The 22399-nt window shown below is 38.1% G+C and carries 14 protein-coding genes; 3 read left to right on the forward strand and 11 right to left on the reverse strand.

What is annotated here, in order from left to right:
- Positions 1-86 precede the first annotated feature (86 nt).
- Both LVD51_RS08540 and priA read left to right on the forward strand, forming a co-directional pair.
- Positions 87-3125 (forward strand): PVC-type heme-binding CxxCH protein, encoded by a 3039-nt coding sequence (locus tag LVD51_RS08540; protein ID WP_236970800.1) that lies wholly within the window; start codon positions 87-89, stop codon positions 3123-3125.
- 80 nt (positions 3126-3205) lie between these two features.
- Positions 3206-5662, forward strand: coding sequence for a replication restart helicase PriA (priA, locus tag LVD51_RS08545; protein WP_236970801.1), 2457 nt, complete (start codon positions 3206-3208; stop codon positions 5660-5662).
- A gap of 66 nt (positions 5663-5728) precedes the next feature.
- On the opposite strand, the gene LVD51_RS08550 is transcribed toward priA, so the two are convergent.
- Entirely contained in the window at positions 5729-6169 is a 441-nt protein-coding gene (locus LVD51_RS08550) for a VOC family protein (RefSeq protein WP_236970802.1), read from the reverse strand.
- 475 nt (positions 6170-6644) lie between these two features.
- Here LVD51_RS08550 and LVD51_RS08555 point away from each other — a divergent pair, with 475 nt between their 5' ends.
- A complete protein-coding gene (locus tag LVD51_RS08555; RefSeq protein ID WP_236970803.1) occupies positions 6645-8777 on the forward strand; it encodes an alginate lyase family protein in 2133 nt (710 codons plus the stop codon).
- 12 nt (positions 8778-8789) lie between these two features.
- Here LVD51_RS08555 and LVD51_RS08560 read toward each other — a convergent pair whose 3' ends face one another.
- The 10 genes from LVD51_RS08560 to LVD51_RS08605 form a co-directional block, all read right to left on the reverse strand.
- Entirely contained in the window at positions 8790-10055 is a 1266-nt protein-coding gene (locus tag LVD51_RS08560) for an alpha-hydroxy-acid oxidizing protein (RefSeq protein WP_236970804.1), read from the reverse strand.
- A 650-nt stretch (positions 10056-10705) separates the two neighbouring features.
- A complete protein-coding gene (locus LVD51_RS08565; RefSeq protein ID WP_236970805.1) occupies positions 10706-12184 on the reverse strand; it encodes a PhoPQ-activated pathogenicity-related family protein in 1479 nt (492 codons plus the stop codon).
- Between the two features lie 33 nt (positions 12185-12217).
- Complete coding sequence (locus LVD51_RS08570) at positions 12218-13768, reverse strand: hypothetical protein (protein ID WP_236970806.1); 1551 nt, start codon at positions 13766-13768, stop codon at positions 12218-12220.
- A gap of 673 nt (positions 13769-14441) precedes the next feature.
- Positions 14442-15278, reverse strand: a complete 837-nt coding sequence (gene blaOXA / locus LVD51_RS08575) for a class D beta-lactamase (protein WP_236970807.1) — start codon at positions 15276-15278, stop codon at positions 14442-14444.
- Between the two features lie 667 nt (positions 15279-15945).
- Positions 15946-16284 (reverse strand): gamma-glutamylcyclotransferase family protein, encoded by a 339-nt coding sequence (locus LVD51_RS08580; protein ID WP_236970808.1) that lies wholly within the window; start codon positions 16282-16284, stop codon positions 15946-15948.
- 20 nt (positions 16285-16304) lie between these two features.
- Complete coding sequence (locus tag LVD51_RS08585; protein WP_236970809.1) at positions 16305-17042, reverse strand: class I SAM-dependent methyltransferase; 738 nt, start codon at positions 17040-17042, stop codon at positions 16305-16307.
- A gap of 18 nt (positions 17043-17060) precedes the next feature.
- Positions 17061-17924, reverse strand: a complete 864-nt coding sequence (locus LVD51_RS08590) for an SDR family oxidoreductase (RefSeq protein WP_236970810.1) — start codon at positions 17922-17924, stop codon at positions 17061-17063.
- Between the two features lie 386 nt (positions 17925-18310).
- On the reverse strand, positions 18311-18928 hold the full coding sequence (locus LVD51_RS08595; RefSeq protein WP_236970811.1) for an alpha-ketoglutarate-dependent dioxygenase AlkB family protein: 618 nt from the start codon (positions 18926-18928) through the stop codon (positions 18311-18313).
- A 208-nt stretch (positions 18929-19136) separates the two neighbouring features.
- Positions 19137-20138 carry a YncE family protein gene (locus tag LVD51_RS08600; RefSeq protein WP_236970812.1) on the reverse strand — a complete coding sequence of 334 codons (1002 nt, stop codon included), beginning with the start codon at positions 20136-20138 and terminating at the stop codon, positions 19137-19139.
- A gap of 664 nt (positions 20139-20802) precedes the next feature.
- Positions 20803-22092: a hypothetical protein gene (locus tag LVD51_RS08605; RefSeq protein WP_236970813.1), complete on the reverse strand. Its 1290-nt coding sequence runs from the start codon at positions 22090-22092 to the stop codon at positions 20803-20805.
- Positions 22093-22399 lie beyond the last annotated feature (307 nt).

The raw sequence follows: 22399 nt of genomic DNA on the forward strand, positions 1-22399 counted from the left end.
AGCTGTAATCCAGGTGTATATTTTGAATTGCATGTAATTTACTGTTTTTAATTCTTTCTTGTTTTGAATGTGTTTAAACTTTTCCCATGTATAAAAATATTTATTATATTTTTCTTAGCACTATTTTGATATTATCTCATTTTCAGTGCAATCAAAGTCCTCGTTCGGAAGATATTTCCTTTTCTAGTCTGGATGAGGAAGAAAAACGATGGCCAGAAAATGCCCTTAAAGGTATACAGCTCGCTGATGATGTAGAAGTAGCCTTGTTTGCCAATGAGCCTATGTTGATCAATCCAACCAATATAGATGTCGATCATCGTGGCAGAGTTTATGTCTGTGAGGCATATAATTATAGAAATCGATTGACTGGTAATCCCGTCAAGACTGAGGGCGATAGAATATTGATATTGACGGATACCGATGGCGATGGCCAAGCAGATGATCAGAAGGTTTTTTATCAAGATTCTAGCCTCCAAGCTCCTATTGGAATAATGGTATTGGGACATCGTGTCTTAGTATCTCAAAGTCCTTATGTATGGTTGTTGACCGATGAGGATGGAGATGACGTAGCCGACAAAAAAGAAATTATTTTTCAAGGGATTGAAGGAGTACAACACGATCACGGCGTCCATGCCTTTGTTTTTGGACCAGATGGTAAGTTTTACTTTAATTTTGGAAATGAAGGAAAGCAATTGTTGGACAAAGAGGGACAGCCAGTAAAAGATAAATATGGCCAAGTCATAGATTTTAAAAAATACCGCCACGGTATGGTCTTTCGATGTGACCAAAATTTTGAAAATTTAGAGATACTTGGACATAATTTTAGAAATCCATATGAAGTGGCCATCGATAGCTACGGCACCATGTGGCAATCCGACAATGATGACGATGGCAATAGAGGAGTGAGAATCAATTACGTCATGGATTATGGAAATTATGGTTTTAGAGATGAAATAACAGGTGGTAGCTGGAGAGAATATAGAACGAACATGGAGGATTCAATCCCCTATCGACACTGGCACCTCAACGATCCAGGTGTGGTACCCAATGTACTGCAAACAGGGGCGGGTTCTCCAACAGGTATACTGGTTTATGAAGGAGATATGCTATCGGACAAGTACCGCAATCAACTCATACATTGCGATGCCGGGCCCAATGTGTTGAGATCGTACTCTATTTCCAATCAAGGTAGTGGATATACCGCTGCCATAAACAATATTATGGTAGGTGAAGAGGACCAGTGGTTTCGTCCCTCTGATGTATGTGTAGCTCCCGATGGATCTCTATTGGTTTCTGATTGGTATGATCCTGGAGTAGGCGGACATCAAGTAGGTGATTTGACGCGGGGCCGATTGTATAGGGTCTCGACTAATACATCTTCTTATAAACCGGTGGAAGTCGATTGGACTCAGCCTGCTGGTGCCTTATTGGGCTTGCAAAGCCCCAACCAATCGATTAGATATCATTCGTGGAATTCCTTGCACACTATGGGGAATAAGGCCGAAGCCGTATTGGCTTCATTTTTTAAGGATACTTCCCAGCCTTCTCGTATGAGGGCGAGGACATTGTGGTTGTTGGCTCAGATGAATGGCAAGGGCGAATCTTATATCGATATGGCTTTGGCCGATACCGACGCCAATATTAGGATAACTGGAATTAGAGCAGTACGACAGTTTCTGCCAGACCTCATTGTTGAAAAGCTGATGGATTTGTCTTCTGAGGCAGATAGTCAAGTATTGAGAGAGATGGCGGTTTCATTGTATAATCAATCTGGTGATAAAGCCGATGCATTGTGGAATTCCTTGGTTGAAAAATACGATGGTTCTGATCGATGGTTTTTGGAGGCATTGGGGATAGGAGGTAAACACCAATGGTCATCGCGAATGAAATCTATTTATTCAAAACCGGAAACTGAAGTACTGTCCAAATACAAAGATTTGGTTTGGAGGTCGAGAACGGAAAACAGCCTGCCCTATCTAATTTCTTTGGCCAGTGACCGCGATCAGTCAGTTCGAGAAAGATTACGGTACTTAAGAGCTATAGATTTTGTGGAAAATGAATCGGCTAAGAACAAAGCTTTGTTGAAAATAGTAGGTCAAGCGAATCCCTCAGAAAAAGACGAATTGACGACAATTATTCTTCGTCAAATAGATCCAGGATTTTTTAAGCAGTCGACACAAGCCCAGGCAATGGTCAATGATATGCTTATAAAAATGAAGGGTAGTAAAGATTATTTTGATTTGATAGAACGTTTTGATATTAAGACGGAAAATTCAAATCTGGCATCGTTATTAAATCCTGAACAAGCCTTGGAACTGCGCCAAAGAGCAGTTCATTTGTTGATGAAAAACAATGGATTCAACATAGTAAAACAGCATTTAAATGCAAAAACCATTGAAGAAAAAATATCGACAATAGAGGCTGTGGAAAGAGAAGTTAATGGAGACGTGCGAGATGTATTAATATCCATGGTAGAGAACAAAAACACAGATCTGGCGGTGAGGGATAAAGCCGTATATACTTTGGGTGCATCATATGCAGGTCGAGAGTGGACATTGTCTGCTTTGGAGAATAATGAATTGGATTCTGCATTGGTGTTAATGGCCGTACAAGGTCTTAACAATTCTCGTGATCGAAGTATACAATTGCGAGCCGCAAAATTCCTAAAACAAAGTGATAATCAACATCCTCCTATTGAGGAGTTGGTGTTGAAAACCGGAAATAGAAGTGAGGGGAAATTGGTGTTTGAGCAGCATTGTGGTCTCTGTCATCAAGTAGGGGATATGGGCAATGATTTTGGTCCTAATTTATCCCAAATTGGAAGAAAATTGCCGAAATTAAGTCAATATACGGCTATTTTTTACCCCAGCGCAGGGATCAGTTTTGGGTATGAGGGGCAAACATTGACATTTAATGATGGCAATTCTACAACAGGGATTGTTGTCAGTAGAACTGAGAATCAAATAGTATTGAAATTTCCAGGCGGCAGTCAACAAACTTATAATATGAGTGATATCAAGGAAATCGAAGAAGAGACGGTTTCTATGATGCCTTCAGGTCTTCAAAATGCTATGACTACTGATAAGTTGGTGGATTTGGTTGAGTTTTTAGTGGCTCTGAAGTAGAAATTAACATCTTTGTTTGGCTATCTTTGTTGATAGGGTGTTGATATATATCCGTCCGAAAATAAAATGAGCTAAGCAATATGTCCTCTACCAAGAATACTTCAATGTGGATCAATGTACTACTGCCCTTGCCTGTCGAACAAGCATATGGTTATACTGTCCCCATTGAATTGCAGGATAAAATTGATTTTGGTAAGCGAGTAGAAATTCAATTTGGACAAAAAAAGTTATATACCGGTCTGGTTATTGAAATTTTCCACGATATTCCCTCGATTCCACTTAAGCCTATCAGAGATGTTTTAGACCAAGAGCCCATTTTTTTGGAAAAGCACTATCGTTTTTGGCAGTGGATATCTCAATATTATCATTGTTTTTTGGGAGAGGTGATGAATGCAGCTTTGCCAGCGCCGCTGAAGATTGATAGTGAAACCCTATTTGTGTATAATGATAATCACGTAGTGGCAGATGAGGAATTGTCCGATGAATCTTTTCTAATTGCAGAAGCATTTGAATTTTCGCCAGAGTTGAACTGGAAGGACATTCAGGCTATTTTACAGAAAAACAATATTAAAAAGCATGTAATCCAACTTGTGGAATCCAATATTATTCACGTCAAAGAAAAGGCTATTCACAAGAAGGCGTACAATAAGGAATTGGTCATGGTTTGGGGTGAAAATTACCGAGGTAATACCGCTCAAGCATTGGAAGATACCCAAAGGTCAATGAAGCAGAGTAAGGCAGTACTGGCTTTTCAAACATTGATAAAACAAGGTGAAAAATCTATAAAGAGAGCACAAATAATTGAAAGATCGGGTACAGATAGTGCTACTATTTTAGCTTTGAAAAAGAAGGGAATTTTGGAGGAAGTACCCTACGAAAAGGATTTTTCCCAGGCTTTGAAATTTTCATCAAAGTTGCCTCGTCTGGCGGACTTTCAAGAAAAGGCCATGGAAGAATTGAGGTTGGCTTTTCAAGATTTTGATGTCGCTCTGTTAGAAGGAGTAACTGGGAGTGGGAAAACAAGGATATATCTAGAGTGGGTGGCTGAGATGGCAAAGCAAAAAAAGCAAGTGTTGTTAATGCTACCTGAGATTGCATTGACCACCCAAATCATTATAAGGTTGCAGCAGTTGTTTGATTCTGAAGTTATTGTGTATCACAGTAAGATCTCTGAAAAGAGTAGGATGGAGGCATATTATCAAGTACAGCAAGGTGCGACATTGGTCATTGGAACTCGATCTTCCCTGTTTTTACCTTTTCCGAAACTGGGAATGATCATTGTAGATGAAGAGCACGATAGATCCTATAAACAAAGCAATCCTGCTCCTCGGTTTCACGGCAGAGATGCCGCTATATTATTGGGCAAACAACAGGGTGCAAAAGTCTTATTGGGTACGGCTACTCCTTCCATAGAAACCTGGCATAATGTTCAAAATAACCGATACGGTCATGTAGAAATAACTAAGAGATTTGGATATATGGCATTACCGGTGCTACAAGTATTGGATTTGAAAACCAATATGATGAATGATGCTCAGAAGGAAATCAAAATGACTCCGGTTTTAGAGCAGGCCATTCACGATACCTTGGACAGTGGTCGCCAAGTGATGATATTTCAAAATAGGCGAGGTTTTGCTCCCATGTTGCAATGTGTAAATTGCGGATATATAGAGCGATGTAATGATTGCGATGTAAGCATGACTTATCATAAATTTCACAATAAGCTACAGTGCCATTACTGTCGCAAGGAAAAAAGTATTCCGAAATTCTGTCCTACATGTAAGCATTGGGGGATGGAGATTCACGGTTTGGGTACAGAAAAGATTGAGGAAGAAATCAAGGCTTTTTTCCCTAATGTCAACATTGATCGATTGGATTACGATACAGCTTCGGGTAAAAAAAGATTAGAAAGCATTTTGCAACGGTTTATGGCCAAAGAGACGCAAATATTGGTGGGTACTCAGATGATAACCAAGGGCCTGGACTTCGACCATGTTGGCTTAGTTGTTATCCCTCATGCTGATCAGTTGTTGGGTTTTCCTGACTTTCGATCATCGGAATGGGCATTTCAAATTTTAAAGCAAGTCAGTGGAAGGGCAGGTCGAAAAGGTGATCAAGGCAAGGTCATCATTCAGACCTATCAACCCGAACACGATGTGTATCAGCATTTGTTAAAGGGTGTCAATGCGGGATTTTACCAAAGTGAATTAATTGAGCGAAAACTATTCCAATACCCTCCTTATACTCGATTGGTTAAAATCACTTTCAAGAACAAAGACAAGGGCAAAAACGATAAGATCAGTTATGAATGCTATCGTTATTTTTTGCCGTATTTTGACAATCGCGTACATGAACCCACTCCTCCAGTAGTGTCCTATGTTCGCAGTTATCACATAATGGATATTTACATAAAACTAAAAAAGACGGCAGAAGACGGTAGATTGTTTCGTCAAAGAATCAACCACTTTGTCAAGGAAGTCAAAGGCAGACCAGGTTATTCCAATTTTAGGATTACTGTGGATATAGATCCTATATAGGACTTCATCAATAGGTTTATACTGTCTTATACCAAATACGGTTATAATTGTCTGTTATATTTCGAATTATTCCCGACTACTGCAATTAAACATCCATTGCACTCCGAATGGGTCGATACAACTCCCAAAATAATCGCCCCAAAACATTTCTTGTAAATCCATAGTCACTCTGCCTTCAGAGGACAATGCCTTAAACAATCGTTGGGTTTCAACCCTAGTATCGGGCTGTAAATTGATATGTATATTATTTCCTTTATTGAGGTTAAATCCCATCGATTCGGGCGAATCAGTCCCCATGATTTTATGACAACCTAATATAGTCATTTCAACGTGCATGACCAATTGACCATCTTCTTCTGATAAGGGAGGCATGCCCTCTTGGGGAGGAATGCTATTCATGCGCACAATTCCCTGTCCATCAAACTCAGAATTAAATACGGATTTATAAAAATTGAAAGCCGCCTCGGTATTGCGCTCAAAATTTAAATATGTACTTACACTTGCCATTATTATAGTATTATAAGATTAATTAAAAAATTTCATCGCCTTTGTCTTCTTGTTTTAAAAGATTGTTTTCTCTTACTTATTTGGGGTACAATAATGATAAATCCTTTTTTTATCTAAAACTAGAATGGATTTTCCTCTGTAAAGAGGTAAACTGCTGGTAGAATGTAACTTTTAAATCATTTTTACCTTTTAAAAATAGGTAATATTCTCTTGAATCTTCATTTCAACTGTACTTGAATTTTCCTGTATTCTCACTTCAGTTATTCAACCTTTAATGTCATTCAATATGTTTAAAAAAATCGTCAGATTATGTTTTCATAGCCATAAGGTGTTTGACTGTGATTTTGAATAATTGTTAATATGGCAAATATAGTATGTGTAATTGAATGTTTTGCGTTAAAAAAATTATCTTAGATAAGTGAAAAATCTTTTATACCTATCTCTATCTCTAGTAGTTTAAAACAAGTAAACGGTGATGATGAAATTAATCCATTCGATTTTATATTTCTGTTCTTTTCTGTTATTGGCATTTCAACTTGCCGCTTGCCATTCTAATAATGTATCCCTTTCTTCCGTAGAAGATTTATGGGATAGTCATCCAGAAAAAGTACGCAGCCTCATCCAAAGTATTAATCTTTTGTCTATTCCTACAGCAGATAATTATTTGCATTCAGGGGATACCGTGATGGCTTGCCGAGAATTATTGTTGCATTTTAAAAATATGGATAGAGGTTGGATTGTTAATTCTATCGATCCTATGGATATGACTGAAGCCGTAGCCATAAGTGAAAAATTAAACCGAGACTCCGTCCTAATCCACGATATTCCCGCAAGTATCCCAAGGTTGGAAGGTGGTGGTTGGGATTGGACTTATCAAGGGCCGGATAATGATGCAGAATTTGCTTACTCACTCAATACCCAAAGTTACTTAATAGCATTGTACAAGGTTTGGTCTGTGGATCACAAAGATCATCATATTTCGGTATTCAATTCAATCGTTAAAGATTGGGCTCTTAACCACCCATTGCCTGAGGAAGGAGATTCTATTTATTTAGTCCTCAATCAAGAGGGCAATATCGATTATCGAGACATAGGAGAGGTTGAATGGAGAACCCTGGATACAGGTCGTAGATTGGGATCTTCTTGGGTGCAGTTATTTTATGCTTTTTTAGGTCATGAATCATTTGAACCATCGACTCAGTTATTGATGTTGTCCAGTATAGCTGAACAAGCTGAATTTATTAGAAAATATCATAAATCGGGACATAATTGGACGACCATGGAGATGAATGGTTTGGCTTTGGTAGGATTGGCTATGCCAGAGTTTAAGCAAGCAGCAGAGTGGTCGGATTATGCATTGGATGTGATGTCCAAAGAAATTCAGCGGCAAGTCTATCCCGATGGTGTGCAAACAGAAATATCTAGCAAGACACAATGGGTGGCATTGAGACGATTTGAGTCCTTGGCCAAAAATTTTCAAAGTGCAGGACGTAGTATTGATTCAAATTATATGGTTAGGATTGGTGAAATGTACGATTATTTGGCTTTTACCCTTCGCCCCGACGGTCATCAACCCCTGAACAATGATTCGGATCGAGACAACTTAAGAGATCGTCTCCAAGTGGCTTCTGATAAATTTAATCGATCCGATTGGCAGTATGTCATCAGCAATGGGAGCTCTGGAACACTGCCTCAACATCCTCTGAGTTATACTTATCCATGGGCAGGCATACAAATCCACCGCAGTGGGTGGGACTCCGATGCCAGTTGGGCATTTTTTGATTTGGGGCCTTATGGCACTGGTCATCAGCACCGGGATATGTTGCATCTTTCCATAGCTGACTTTGGACAGGATTTATTGGTCGATGGGGGGCGATTTACCCATAAAGATTATTTTAGTTTCGATCCAACCATAGAAAGGGGATATTTTCGTAGTTCGTGGTCACATAATGTGATATTGGTCGATCATCGAGGTCAGAATGCCGGTCCATTGAAGGCAGAAAAACCGCTCAAGGAAGGACTGGACTATATCCATGCTGAGGGTTTTGATACCGGTATAGGTCGATTTGTGAATGGTTATACCGATGTGGATGGAGAAGTCATTCACACTAGATCAGTGACTTATTTAAAGGATCATCATTGGTTGGTGGTAGATCAAATTGAAACCGATAAGCCGAGAGATATAACTGCTCTATGGCATTTGGCACCGGATCTAGAAGTCGTTATTGAGGATGAAAATGTAAAAACAAAGAACATGGAGAGAGCCAATATTGAAATTCATCCCTTGTCAGATTCTCCATGGACATTAAAATTGGTTCAAGGGCAGAGTGAACCACATCTCCAGGGTTGGTACAGCGCTGAATATGGAGTGAAATTAGCGAATCCAACAATCGAATACCATAAGCATATTCAAAAAACATCGATATTTGCCTGGCTTATTACTGCAAAGGAAGGATTGATAGAAGATCAAAATATTCAATTTCGTCAGACGAACAACTTCTTAATTTTGGAATATACAGACATCAATAATGATGTTAAAAGTATTATTTACCCCTTAAATCATAATTTAAGAGATATTGTAGTAAGGCGTCAAATCAATAGTTTTTAATTATAAACGCATTTAGTATAAAACATCGGAATTAATTTCTTTAATAGAAGATATACCCATAAGGGACATTTGTAATTCTAATTCGGCCAAATAATGTCTAAATAGGGTCTCGACCCCAGTTTCTCCCGCTATGGCTAAGGCATATACATAGGGGCGTCCAACCAATACTGCATCTGCGCCCAAAGCCAATGCTTTGATCACGTCAGCTCCACTGCGAATTCCACTGTCGAATAAGATAGACATATGTCCGCTATATTCTTGAGCAATCGATCGTAGACAGTGAATAGCTGCGACACCTCCATCTATTTGTCTTCCCCCGTGGTTGGATACGATAACACCATCTACTCCAGATTGCTCCGCCATATGCACATCTTCTAGGGTTTGAACACCTTTGACAACAATGGGTAGATTGGTCATTTTTCTTAATCTAATCAGATCCCCCCATTTCAATTCTGGGCGCATGTAGATATTGGTAAAGGTACGTACAGCGGTAAGTGCTCGACCTGTGATTAAATTTGATCTAAAGGAACCTGGATATTTATTGCACAGTCGTATTAGGTTGCACAATCCAGAAAAACTGATTGTATTCTTGCCCTCATCTTGCAAATTGTCGTTGTTCATGTTTTGATTCACTAAATATTGAAATACTGGATCTGAATAATAATGCGCCAATCCCAAACCTCTTAAGAAGGGAAGGTAGCCCAACTCAAGGTCTCTAGGCCGCCATCCCAGTCTAGTAGTGTCTAAGGTTACTACTATGGCATCACATTTACAGGATTCTGCTCGACTGAGGAAACTCTGTACCAGTTCATCTGATTTACTCCAATACAACTGAAACCAACGCGGGCTGTCATCCATAACTGCTGCACATTTTTCCATAGAAAATGAAGCTTGACTGGAAAAGATCATTGGAGTTTTCATGGTTTTACAAGCTTTGGCTACTCCGATATCTGCTGATGGATGTGCCATTTCCAGTACTCCAATGGGAGCGGCTAAAATAGGACTTGCATATTTATGTCCCAATATCGATACTTCGAGGTTGATATTACTAGAGGCCTTCATCATAGATGCTTTGAGGGGGTATTTTTCAAACCCTTTTTCGTTTGCCCTAATGGTTCGGCCTTGACCAGCACCTCCGTCGATATAGGCAAACTGTTCTGCTGTTAGTTTTGCTTGGGCTTGGCTTTTTAAATGTGTATAGTGAAGGGGAATGGGAGGTTTTTTACCCATCATGCCATTAGTAAAAATCTGTCTTTGGGTTTGAGTGCCATAATTCATAAATGATCGATATTTTGGGTTTGTTAATCAATGTATAGCGAAAAAAGCCAACGCTGGGATTTTCGCTAGTAAATACATGGTTTACAATCTATATTGGATTGCTATCAAATATATGTTTTTGTGGCAGAGTCTATCACATCCATTAAACCCCGTGAAAATCATTTCAATGATAGGTTTAAACACATAGTGTAGACTTGATCAATTATGGTATTAAGTGATCATAATACAAGACAATTTTGATAGTAAGTGAGCTGCGTCAATTTACAAAATTGTTCTGATTTTTTAAGTTATTTGGGGCAAATAAATGTAAAGTTATGTGAAAATATTAAACTTATTAAATATTGGTAAGTATAGATGTTTAAAAATAGATTAATAATTTAATTGTTTGAGGGTTTTAATGATTTAACAGGGGAGGTGTGCGTTTAGATTTTTTAATTTATAAATGTATATTTGACAATAATTAAATAGGATGCCAAATTAAATATCATTGCAATAATTCGAATATTGAGTTCGGAGGGCTAGGTAATCCCATATGGATTTGGTATAATCCCAAAAACAAAAACCTCCAATAGTCATGACTATTAGAGGTTTTTGTTTTAATATGTGTTCTGTGATCGATTATAGCATCGATTACAGAAGCGGATCAATCCTTACTTAATTGTACCTTTTGGTGTTTCACTTTCATAGGGCGGAAAAGGATATACATCTGGGGTTACCACAATTCCTGTCGATAGTTTCAATGGAACTTCATCGAGAATCCCGGGATAGGTTAATTCTACATAGAATGCCGTCCATCCTTTGTCTGGGGCTGGAACTTCGATGGTGTATTTTCCATTGGCGGCAAGTGGAATATCTTCAGCAGTATACGATCTTCCGATTTCACCTACTTGAAAATTTCTTGCATTGGGATTATTTGCCTGCCAAACTTGCATGGCAAGAGGGGGCGTGTCGGCATCGGTTTCGATAATTATTTTGCCGTTTTTCACCTTCCAGTCAAATTCTGGTCTGGCATGATCCATTAATATCATTTGATAAAAGGCTGCCAAAGTATAGACAATATCGGTTCCTTTCATTGAATGCTCTGAATTGGGTACATAGCGCAAGTGTTTTTCCCCTTTCAGTTCATTCCAGTAAAATTGCCATGAATCCGGTAGGAAAAACTGGTCTCCACTGGCGCTCAATATCATTTTGGGCATGGTCAATTGATCGATAAATGAAAAAGGCTCCGTCTTTTCTGTAAGCCTTTTGTATTCTTCAGAATTTTGCCAATCCATAACCCCTTCCACTTTGTAATCGTGAATGGCATCGGCCCATCTACCATATGCTCTCCAATGGTGTTCGAAAGAAGGTATCATATTCAACATGTCGATTACTATAGGGGCGATAGCTACTACTCTCTTGTCAACTGCTCCGGTAGTCCAAGTCGTCCAGCCACGCTTTGATGCACCAGCAACAACAAATTTTTCAACTTTTTTTAATTCAGCTCTTTTTTCTGTAAAATCTGAGATGACGTCCATGGCTCGTACGGCTGCCTTCGTCATTGGAAATCTGGCCAACCATTCGTTGTCGGCATCCACAGCCCCACCTTCTAAATATTTCCTCCAAGTATAGGCAATCAATTCGTCTTCCACACGTGGACCATAATCGTCACCTATAAATACAGAAGGTTGATTGGGCACATTGTGTAGTTGAGTGACCACACTTTGCGTACCCATGGCTATTTGTAACATTTGTTTGTCTGGAGAACTGGGTTGTTTGGTTTTATGGCTTCCACCATTGATAAACAACATTCCAGTATTAAAAGCAGCACCATCTGGTACAACCATGGTCATCCAATGCCACCATATCGGTCTCTCTACTTCGGCTTCAGTCAACCACTTTTGAGAGATCATTTTAAATACATATGTAGTATATCCTTCACCCTTGATCTCATCGACCAAATCATATTTAAAGGCATCATCCTTTGTGTATACATATTCCGACAAATCGTTGATGAAATCATTTGAACCCGCCGGCTGATTTGTAGTCTGAGTGGCGGTAGCACTTTGTTTGGGGGAACAGCCTTGCCAAAATACACTAAAGAGTAAAATGGTTAATCCCAATAAAGGACTAAATTTAGGTCGTATCATGTTGGTTAGTTTATAAAGTTTAGATAAATAATACTATAGTTTTTCAATTAATTCGGATAAAGCATCGTATAAAATCGGTGCGGTTTCTGGCCCTAATGAATTTTCTTCTCCATAAGAATCACTATCGTCTAAATACAGCCAAGGCTCCACTTCGTCCCATTCGCTCTTGGGGATGATGTAGCCGATTTCATCATTGGACAAGCCTAGATAAAAGGTGTAAGTCTGTTTGATTTTGGTTTTAAGCGCAGGAACTTCAACTGGAGAGATATCGAAATCTTGTCCTGGAGGACTTTCAATTCCTCCGTATAAAATCTCTGGATATAATTCTCCTGGAATGCTTATAAATGCGGCTGGCCCAATAGAAAAAGCTGCTACTTCGCTCCTAGTTTGGAACCATTTCGATGTACCTCTTTCCAAAAGTCCAATGGCTGAAGCAATCCTAAAATTGCGGTTGGCAATAGGTAAATAAAGAGAGCGGGCTTCGAGATGGATGGGGCTTACTCGACTTAATGTGTCTTCTGTACTCAAAGCGGCCATACCCAACATGGCGATTTGTTCGCCCAATGTTCTGGTTTTTTCAAAAGACGGTTCAGAAAGTACGGTATCTCTGATCGGATCGTTGAATGGGAGGCTGGGGTGGGGAGCCATTAGCCCACCGACGGCACCATTAAAAAAGATGGCAGTACCTCCTATACCGGCTTGAATCAACTGACCATTGTCATATATTCCGTTTTCTAGACTTTCTCTAATGTAATGAGGAAAATCAGAACTGATTAATAAATTTTTACTCCATAGGGTTTCTGGATGGTTGGCCCAATTGATGATGCTGCCCAATGTGGTATCGGTTACGGCATCCAATACTTGCATTACGTGGACGCCAGTGGCTTTTACAATGGGTTTCCTTGTATCCTTGATTAAAATAGAATCTCTTCCCGTAAGGTCTTGACCTAGGATGATTTTGGCAGGACGAATGGCCTTTATGGCCATAGCGATGGATTCTTTAACCTGTGCTTTGACATAGGCCATGTGGTCAGGGTCTACACCTGAATGAAAGATGTCTGGTCCCCACATTCCGATGAGGTCATTGCTTTCGTGGGTATGGGTGGAAGCGATCAGGACATAGTCTATGTCCCATTCGCTGGGTATGCTCTGACGAATATCTACTACGTCGGCATACATGTATCCCACTGCATCTAAGGATACCATGGCTACTCTGGATTCACCGTCATCGACCAACATCGTCCTTGCCCATACATCGTCATGAACACCATTGGCCGGCTTGTTGTTACTAAATCCGGCAATCCATACAGCATCAAATTCACCGTTGTTGTTGACATCATTGTAAACTTCCCCTTCGTCAAATCTTGCATTGCCGTTGGCATCTTCCCAAGTATCGATAATCGTAGGTGTAATCTTTGTCTTGCCGAATCCAATTTGTAAATCCACTTCCTTCACATCCTGTTTCAGCGTTATATTTACCTCATAGCCGGGATGCCTGTCTCTCATATTATGTTTGGCCCAAAACAATAGGGCAATCACAGCTATCAACAAGACGATGCTCAATCGCAGTATCCATTTTTTCATAGTCTCAATTAGGTGTTTATACTTTGGCCTAAGATATTCAACAATTGACTTAAAGTCAAACAATTTTTAGATAAAATTTAAAATTAACCATGAATAAACATAGAGGTTGGGATTTTTGAGGCAAATCTAGTATCTAACTGGCCTTAGTCCAATAAGATATGGTAAATTATTAGATGAGGTCTTGATTTTAATAGATTTCTGATTTTCTCATTTTGCTATTTAAGTTTTAGCAATTAGGCAAGGAAATTGAATTCGACTATTTTAATCGTAACTATGCGCGTCTGAGACAAGAAGTAATTTTCGATGCTATATGTGTAAAAACAATATCTTATACGAATTACATTTTATAATGACGGAAAAGATTTCGAGAATATTTGAAGTTTGACGAGGCTAAAAACACAGGCATAGCCGTAGCTACGGCGAGTATTTTAAACGAAGTAAAACTTCTAATAAATCGAAAGATTACCGTTAATTATAAATGTAATTCGTATTAGTCCAACTTTTGTAAATTCACTCCGAATACATGAGGGTCTATTTCAAAATAAATATTGTGGAGAATCCCTTGCCCGTTTACTTGAGTTATATATCCAACATAAGTTGCCATTACCTCTATTATTTCAGATGAGAAAATAGACTGTGTTTTTATAATCCAATTTTGCCTATTAGCATTCATCTAATCGCGAAATAACTCGAGTGCATTAAAGACAATGTCCTTGCGTATTTGTGCAAAATCATCCATATTGAATGTAGGTTTTGGTTCCACATTGGCAGCAAAAAATAAGACTTCCGCATTAGAGATTTGATAGCCTACAAACCAGCCATTGTCCACAGAATCATTGCTAGACCAACCTGTTTTGCCGAATAAGGTTCCATTATGGTGGCCTTCTATGACCATCATACTGTCGACCATGTCGAGGCTGCGCTTGGAGATCGGGAGATTGTTTTCGTATAATTTTTTCAAAAACGATATCTGTTCCATTGGACTAATTCGCGATTTACCTGTCAACCAAAAAAGGTTGATATTACTGGAGTCGATATCCATATGACCATATTGAAGTTGGTCGACATAGGTCTGCATTCGAGTTACACCTACCTTCCTTGCAATATCTTGGTAGCAGGGCACACAGGAAAGTCGAAAAGCATCGCGTAAAATTAAATCTTGTTCCCATGATTTTAAGAATTTTGGTTGCCCATCCCATTTAAACAATGTAGAATCACTCGCTGCTACACCGGTTTCTAGGGCAATTAAACTGTTGGGAATTTTGAATGTGGATGCCGGTAATTGACCCTTATTCGCCCAGTCGTAATCATTGGAGAAATATTGGTTGTTTTGTAAATCATAGACAAGGATGCAGCCCTTTACACCAGCAGAATCTATAATGTTTTGAAAAGCGGGGAGGTTGTGGTAGTTTCCCTCATGAGAAGAGTTTGGTGACTGTGAAGTTGAAGATTGACAGGATAAGTGCCAACATCCAAGAATTAGAAATAATGTAATATTCAAAGTTTTCATAAGGGGGATTTTTTACTTTACTCAATAAAGTTAATCTAATTTTATAGGACTGAGCATAGATGTACTTTGGGCAACTTCATTTGGTCATCTTGAAATCTTTTCCGTCATGACTAAATGTAATTCGTATTAAAAGATTAGAATATGTGCCAGGAATTCTCCCGATGCTATTATGTCGTCCACTTCGACTCAGCTCAGTGCGCTGCTTTCAGGACTTTTCATTGAACATAAACATGTCTTTAACAAGTATTTATCCCATTTAAATGATTAAACAGATCATCATTTCGATGCTCATGGATTTGTCACACTTTTTGCCCAGATTATCCAAATATATAATTGTAGAAAATTAAAAATTATGATCTTTTCGTGTTGCGCGATAATTGCTGCAAAAAGTCCGCCAAATGAATGTTGGTTAACTTTATGGAATCTCGTCATGCCACAGTGGGCATGACTAGTATTTATGAAAACTGACGGTATGATTTTGATATTAAAAGATAAGAATATGTGTCAGGAATTCTCCCGATGCTATCATGTCGTCCATTTCGACTCAGCTCAGTGCGCCGCTTTTAGGACTTTTCTTTAAACAAGAAGGTAGGTTCAATACTTATACAAATTACATTCTTAATTGACGGCAATCTTTTAACTTATAATAGTGATGCCTACTTTTTTATTACAATTTTTCGACGTATATCCATCCTTTTCTGCCAGAAACAAACTCTACTTCAATTCGCTGATAATCCTCTACTTCGTATTCATCAGCCTGGGCCAATTCTTCATCAGAAATCTCAAATAGCATGCCTTTCACTTGGTCTTCGGCTTGGCCAGTTGCTTTGGCAATGGGATGATATTCTTGATCACTTCGCTTTAATACCTTGTCATCGGTAATCTTTAAGGACTCCAATCGATACCCGGGCAATATTTCTGGACTGCCTTGTAATAGTCTACCGAAGGTTTCAATTTGCACCTTGTCAATTTGTAAAGTGCCATATGAAAATAAATATTGACTCATCTTTGTTGTCTTTATTTTGATTAATGATTTGGACTTTGAGATTTAGGTCTTTTCAAAACTAAGTACTTGTTGTAGTTTAGTTCTGCGCGAAGTTTTAAATCCTCTTCGCCAAAAAGTTGATTCCAATGATACTGAAACTCCCCTGATTTTGGATATTTTTGGTTGATGGCGGATGCGATGGGCTTTTCTGCAAATAAAACGTGAATAATCTCACTGGGACTACAAATAAAGGAGGTGGGGGAAACATAGGTTTCTCTTAAATGTAAAAACGAAGCCTGCAGGTCAGAAAAATCAGTGTCGTGTTCGTAATTAGATTCAGGAAGTATAAGATTTAGCTTCGAAAGTATTGGACTTAAATCCAATTGAAAATCATAGACCAAAATGATAGCTTCTTCTTTGGAAATTCGCATAACCTCATTTAGTAAGGCTTGAGATTTGGCATAAAAAAGGGAGCCGGCAAAGGTAATTAAATCATAATGGCTACTGGGCAGAGGATATTGAGTAAGAGAACCACAGATATATTGGATGTTTTTATGTGTTTTTGCCTTTTCCAACATGGCTGCACTGATTTCCAATCCGGTAATATTGCGCCCATATTCGAGCAATGCCACACTTGAATGACCAACACCGCAACCTACGTCGAGGACTTGGTCGAAGATCTTACTTTTCCTAAATACACTTTTTAAAATATTTTGATGCAATGAAGGCCGATAGGCTTGGTAATGCTTAGCTGTAGAGGTATTGTATAAGTCATTCATGATATGAATATCTAGGATTTAGGACAAAAATCTTTTTTGAACCATGGCGTTCAGTTTCAATCCATCCGGATCTCCTATCGTTTTAAGTTTGGTGAATTCTTCTGCCCATTCAGAGGTTCGGATTCTCAGTGGAGGACGATGGCTTTGCACCACTTTGACAATGACTTGGGCCACTTCCTCAGCGGTCTGAAATGTGGATGTATTGGGATCGGACGAGCGTTTCTTAATGCCGGCCATGTATTTGTCCATAATGGCTTGATAGGCCGGTAAAGTCATCTGACCATCGGTCATGGTTTTGGCCATGGTTGATTCTAAGAAGGAAGAGTAAATTCCACCCGGTTCTATAAGAGTAAAATGAATACCAAATGCGGAAGAAATATAGGACGCTTGTGCTTCGGTATATCCTTCGAGGGCAAATTTGGCTGCGCAATACAACTCATTAAAGGGTTGGCCTACTAGACCTCCGACCGATGAAATATTGATAATATGACCAGACATTTGAGTCCTCATAATGGGTAATACGGCCTTACTGCATCGAACCACACCTAGAAAATTGACATCGATCAACCATTGAACCTCGGCTTCTGTAGCCTGTTCTGTGGTTTTGGCCATTCCAGCGCCGGCATTGTTGATCCATAAATCGATACGACCTTCGGTTTTCATTATTTCTTCTACACAAGATTCAATGGAATCGGTATGCAGTACATCAAGGACTAGGACATGAATATTTAGATTTTTTTCTTTGGCCAAGCTTAGGAGGGCTTCACTTTTATTGGTATCCCTCATGGTAGCGTATACTTTATATCCGATTTCGGCCAATGCTATTGAAGTATATAGGCCCAAGCCCGTAGATGTTCCTGTAATGACAGCTATTTTACTCATCTCTTTGATTTATAGATTCTCAATCGTATAGAAATAGAGACTAAAGGTAAATTTTTTATTTTTTATATGAAATTGAAGAATTAAATAGTCCACGAACTCAAAATGGCTTCGATATTGTGGGGGAAATAGATACCTTTCATTGTAATTTTCAACAAGTTTATTGTTGGGAGAACTACAGTATGGTTATCTCTACAATGTGATTTTTTGGTAATTTTCGGATCTGGCAATGGCACCTGACGATTAGTGCTAGTTAATTCCAGTTTTCTAAAAAGTATTTTCCATTAAAATGAAATAGTTTTTACATAAAAATACAAGCCTGTGCAATCCTTTAAGGGGTATAAAAATGTTACTCTTTGTTGAACTGTCCTATGAGGTGGGCAGAAGGGTTAATATTGTTGATTTTCGATGGTTCTAAAGGTGAGATTGATTCTCGCCGTAAGTACTTTTTTACTCGGTGGCAATCGATGCAGCCAGTGTCGTTGCGTACTTCCCTGCATAATAAGTAATCCACCGCGTTGGAGGATAAGGGAAATGACTTCTTTAGTAGTTTTATGTTTAAAAGAAAACTTCCTTTCCGCCCCAAAACTAAGAGAAGCTATGGCTCCATCTTTTTTCAATGCTTCCTCTCCATCGCTGTGCCAGCCCATGGTTTCTTGACCGTTGTGGTATAAGTTGAGCAAACAGGAATTATAACTTTGTCCACTAATCATTTCTACTTTTTTCTTCAATTCCAAAAGTGTATCCGACCACGGTAGGGCAATTTTGGAGGTGTTAGAATATCGATATAAATATTTTTGATCACCGTACCAAGCGATTTTGCGTTTGGTCACAATGTGTTTGCCAAACATGTAAGCCTCGTCATTTTTCCATTCCACTTCCTCGAGTAAAGTATGGTAATAACCTTGGGCGGTATTCGTGTCGAATATCGGGCCATAATAATACACTTCTCCATCTCGAGGTAGGAGGTTGCTGTTGTTGTTGTGGAAGAGAAGTCCTGTCGTCATAGAGCGAAAGCCATTGGTTGTAAAAAACAACGATTTTATAATGGTTTGGTTTATACTAAATGAATTTACAAATGAATTTACAAATGAATATTCTGGATCGTATTATTCTATGAGATGACCTCCCTTCCAAATTTCAAAAATGGAATGTTAAGTTGAAAAACTCTAACTCTTAAGATACATTTTTATTAAATGATAACTACTAATTCGCTTATCGCTGATAATATGCAATACCAAATGGATTGTTTTGTACGGTGAGGGTTTTGGATAATGTTGGCGTTCCATCCGATATATTATAGACAGTTACTTGATTGGCAGAACCTCCTGAATGGGTTATAAAGGCTTTCGAACCCGCTTTATTTAGAGTAATGTTGTGAGGAACAGATATATCACTGCCCAAGGCAGATCCCTTGATCGTGTTGTCTGCAGTTTGAAATGAGAAGATTTGGCTACCTGGTAGGTTAGTAATAAATAAATATTTATTATCTGGTGAAGGATATATGCCGTGTGAACCCGCCATTGAAACACTGTCAATTGTGGACAAATCGTTTTCATCCAACACAAATAATGTGCCCGATTGATTGGGTACATATAGGCGATTGTTACTCGGGAGGTGATACAGATGGGGGTCATCTCCTACAGCCTTTGAAGCTAGTTTCTCGAAAGAACTCGTCGAAAAAGCATAGACGCTATCACGAACGTTCTCATCTCCAATTAGTACTGTAACATAGGCTTTTGTACCAGAATTGGTTAGAAATACATCGTGTGGTTTGACCCCAATATTTATGGTGTTTGTCACAGTATGATTGGTTAAATTAATGACAGATATGGTGTTATCAATATCGTTATTCACCCACAATTGTTTACCTTGACCATCGGCCCACATGTGAAAAACTCCTTCTCCCACTGGTATGGATGTTTCTAATTCTCGACTATCTGGATTGATTACATGTACTTGTTTCTGCGCCCTGTCCCCTACATATATTCTATCTTTTGCCGATACAAATACAACATACATTGGTTCAGAACCACTGATGGTTAAAGTTTCTATTACTTCATCTGTTTCTGCATTGATAAAACTGATTGAACCGCTTGATCGATTGGCCACAACTACTACTTCTTCAATATTCGCTTGTGTTTTGTCGTCATCTTTGTCACAGGACAATAGGGAAAAGGATAAAGCCAATAAACTAAATAAAAATAATTTGTTCATAACATAGGTTTTTTCAGTATAACCTTCACAAATTACTGTGGGGTATACCGTTAATTAATAATATACTGTTTGCCGTAATTGAATTGCAAAATGTTGCTTTGGGGGAAGAGAATTGAGAAAGGTGACAATCTATATCACTGAAAAAACTTAAGATTGACGCGAAAAACGATGATAATACATCTCATCGTTTTTCGATAATATGATATTTAAGCCTTAATAGCGTAGAGTGATATAAACACTTGTTCTATAAAATGCACAATTATCGTAAAGTATTGCATTAAAAATAGAATTTTATTTTCCTACAATAATGCACATTAGTACGTTTAAAGATTGGCAATTATTGTCATAAAGATGACATTTTAAAATTTATTTTATAAAATAGGAGGATTTTTGATCAAAATATTTACAAATAATAGTTTTTTTTTAAGGGCTGTAGGGTGTTTATGTTCAATACTTATGATTTATACCAAATCAATAAACAATTGTCGGTTGTATTTAGATTTATTGTAGAGGCATGGCCGAACGATGTACAAAGAATCCAATCGACATTATAATAATGTAATTTGTATTGGGAGGAAAGAAAAGCTTTATCAATTGGCGATGATTGACCTTTGCCTGTAATTCATTCGGGAATAACCGTAGTTTTTATACTTACCTTATATTATTATGGAATAAAATTGATGACCTCATGGGAATGATGCCAAAAATTTGATTTCATTTTCCCCATTTCCTCAGAGGTACTTACTTCCAAACAAATGTCGTCAATAAAATATCCTTCGTTCTTTTTGGTGACAAAGAAATTGAGACCGTAAAAGGCGAGCAAAGAAGTCGTATCGCCAATTAATGAAGCACAGGCCGATAATTGAGCATGAATATCATCTCCCATAGATACAAGGATGACATCATTATCTAAGTCTATGAGGAATTCAACAGGGATCCAGGAATTTTTAGGCAAAAGATTAGGAGCCATTAATGTAAACCCATTTTGACGGAATGTGGTTAACCCTTTATGATCAAAGGCAATTTCAAAACCTTGATCACTGGTCTTTCTTCCCGTATTGGTCCTTTTTTCTGATCTAAAACGACCCGCTTTTCCCTCGGGAATATAGAGGTTGAAATCCAATTTCAACTTTCCTGAAACCATAGGGTGTTGGAATAATTTTTTCACTACATCTTGATAACCGAAGTCGTTGAAGTCAAATTTTACTGATTTATTTTCTTCGTTATTTTCTTCAGATACAATTCCTCCATCAACACCGATATCATCCCATAGATGCCATGTGGTGGATTGTCTGTTTATTCCACCATCTGAAGCAATGCGTGTAGATAAATGGTTGTAGTTTTCGCAAGCTACATAGGGTCTATCTTTTTTACTTTTACTAAATTTTAAATGGTAGGAACTGGTTTTGCGATAGGGTTTTACAATGAGAAAATAATCACCAGCATTGGCATATACTTCTAAGAATTCTCTATCATCGCTATTGCTGGTACTATAACTGAGTAAATTCCCGAGGGCTTTTTGACCTTTGTCATTTACCTTCATTTTTGTGATAAACAAATCATGGTCAGTCTTAAGTTGAGAGAGATTGATTTGAATATAACTACTTTGGGTTAGTGAAAAATGATATACTTCTCTGTCACCTTCTAAAGTGTAAGGCTCTGTTTGAGTTACATCTTTCCACATCGTTTGATGTTTTATAGTGATCTGGTTCAAATTGGGAATTTCTTCTCCAGTATTTACTATCTTTTTGATCGTATCTAAGTCTACATAATGGTCGATTATAATATCTTTTCCGTAGTGATAATAATTAAATTTTAAATCTTTTTTGACAGTTTTGTAAAATGTATAATCTTTTTCATTCAAAGGGGTGTTGCTTTTAAAAATTTCCTCTGTATCACAGGATGTCAACAAAAATAGGAGATAGATTAATGAGGTGAAACTGCCGGTTTTCATAATTCTATAGTTTAGATTATTAAATCAACAGTAAGTGTGTTTATTCATTAAAAGTAACCCTATTGAAATGGATTAATTATAATTGTTTAATTATGTTGTTGAATGTATATAATTTGTGTTAGATGTGGTTTCTCGGACTCAGTTCGTTGTTTGCCCTGATTCTTTAATTTCTGAATTTTGTTTAAATAATTTTGCAACTTGAAATCTATTTCTATCCGCAGCCTCATGTGGTTGAGAGGAAAATAAAAAGAGGCTTTTCTGTTAATTATAGTACAGATTATATTATATAATCACTGTCTTATTAAAC

The sequence above is a fragment of the Membranihabitans marinus genome (assembly GCF_021729155.1).
Classification (GTDB): Bacteria; Bacteroidota; Bacteroidia; order Chitinophagales; family Saprospiraceae; genus Membranihabitans; species Membranihabitans marinus.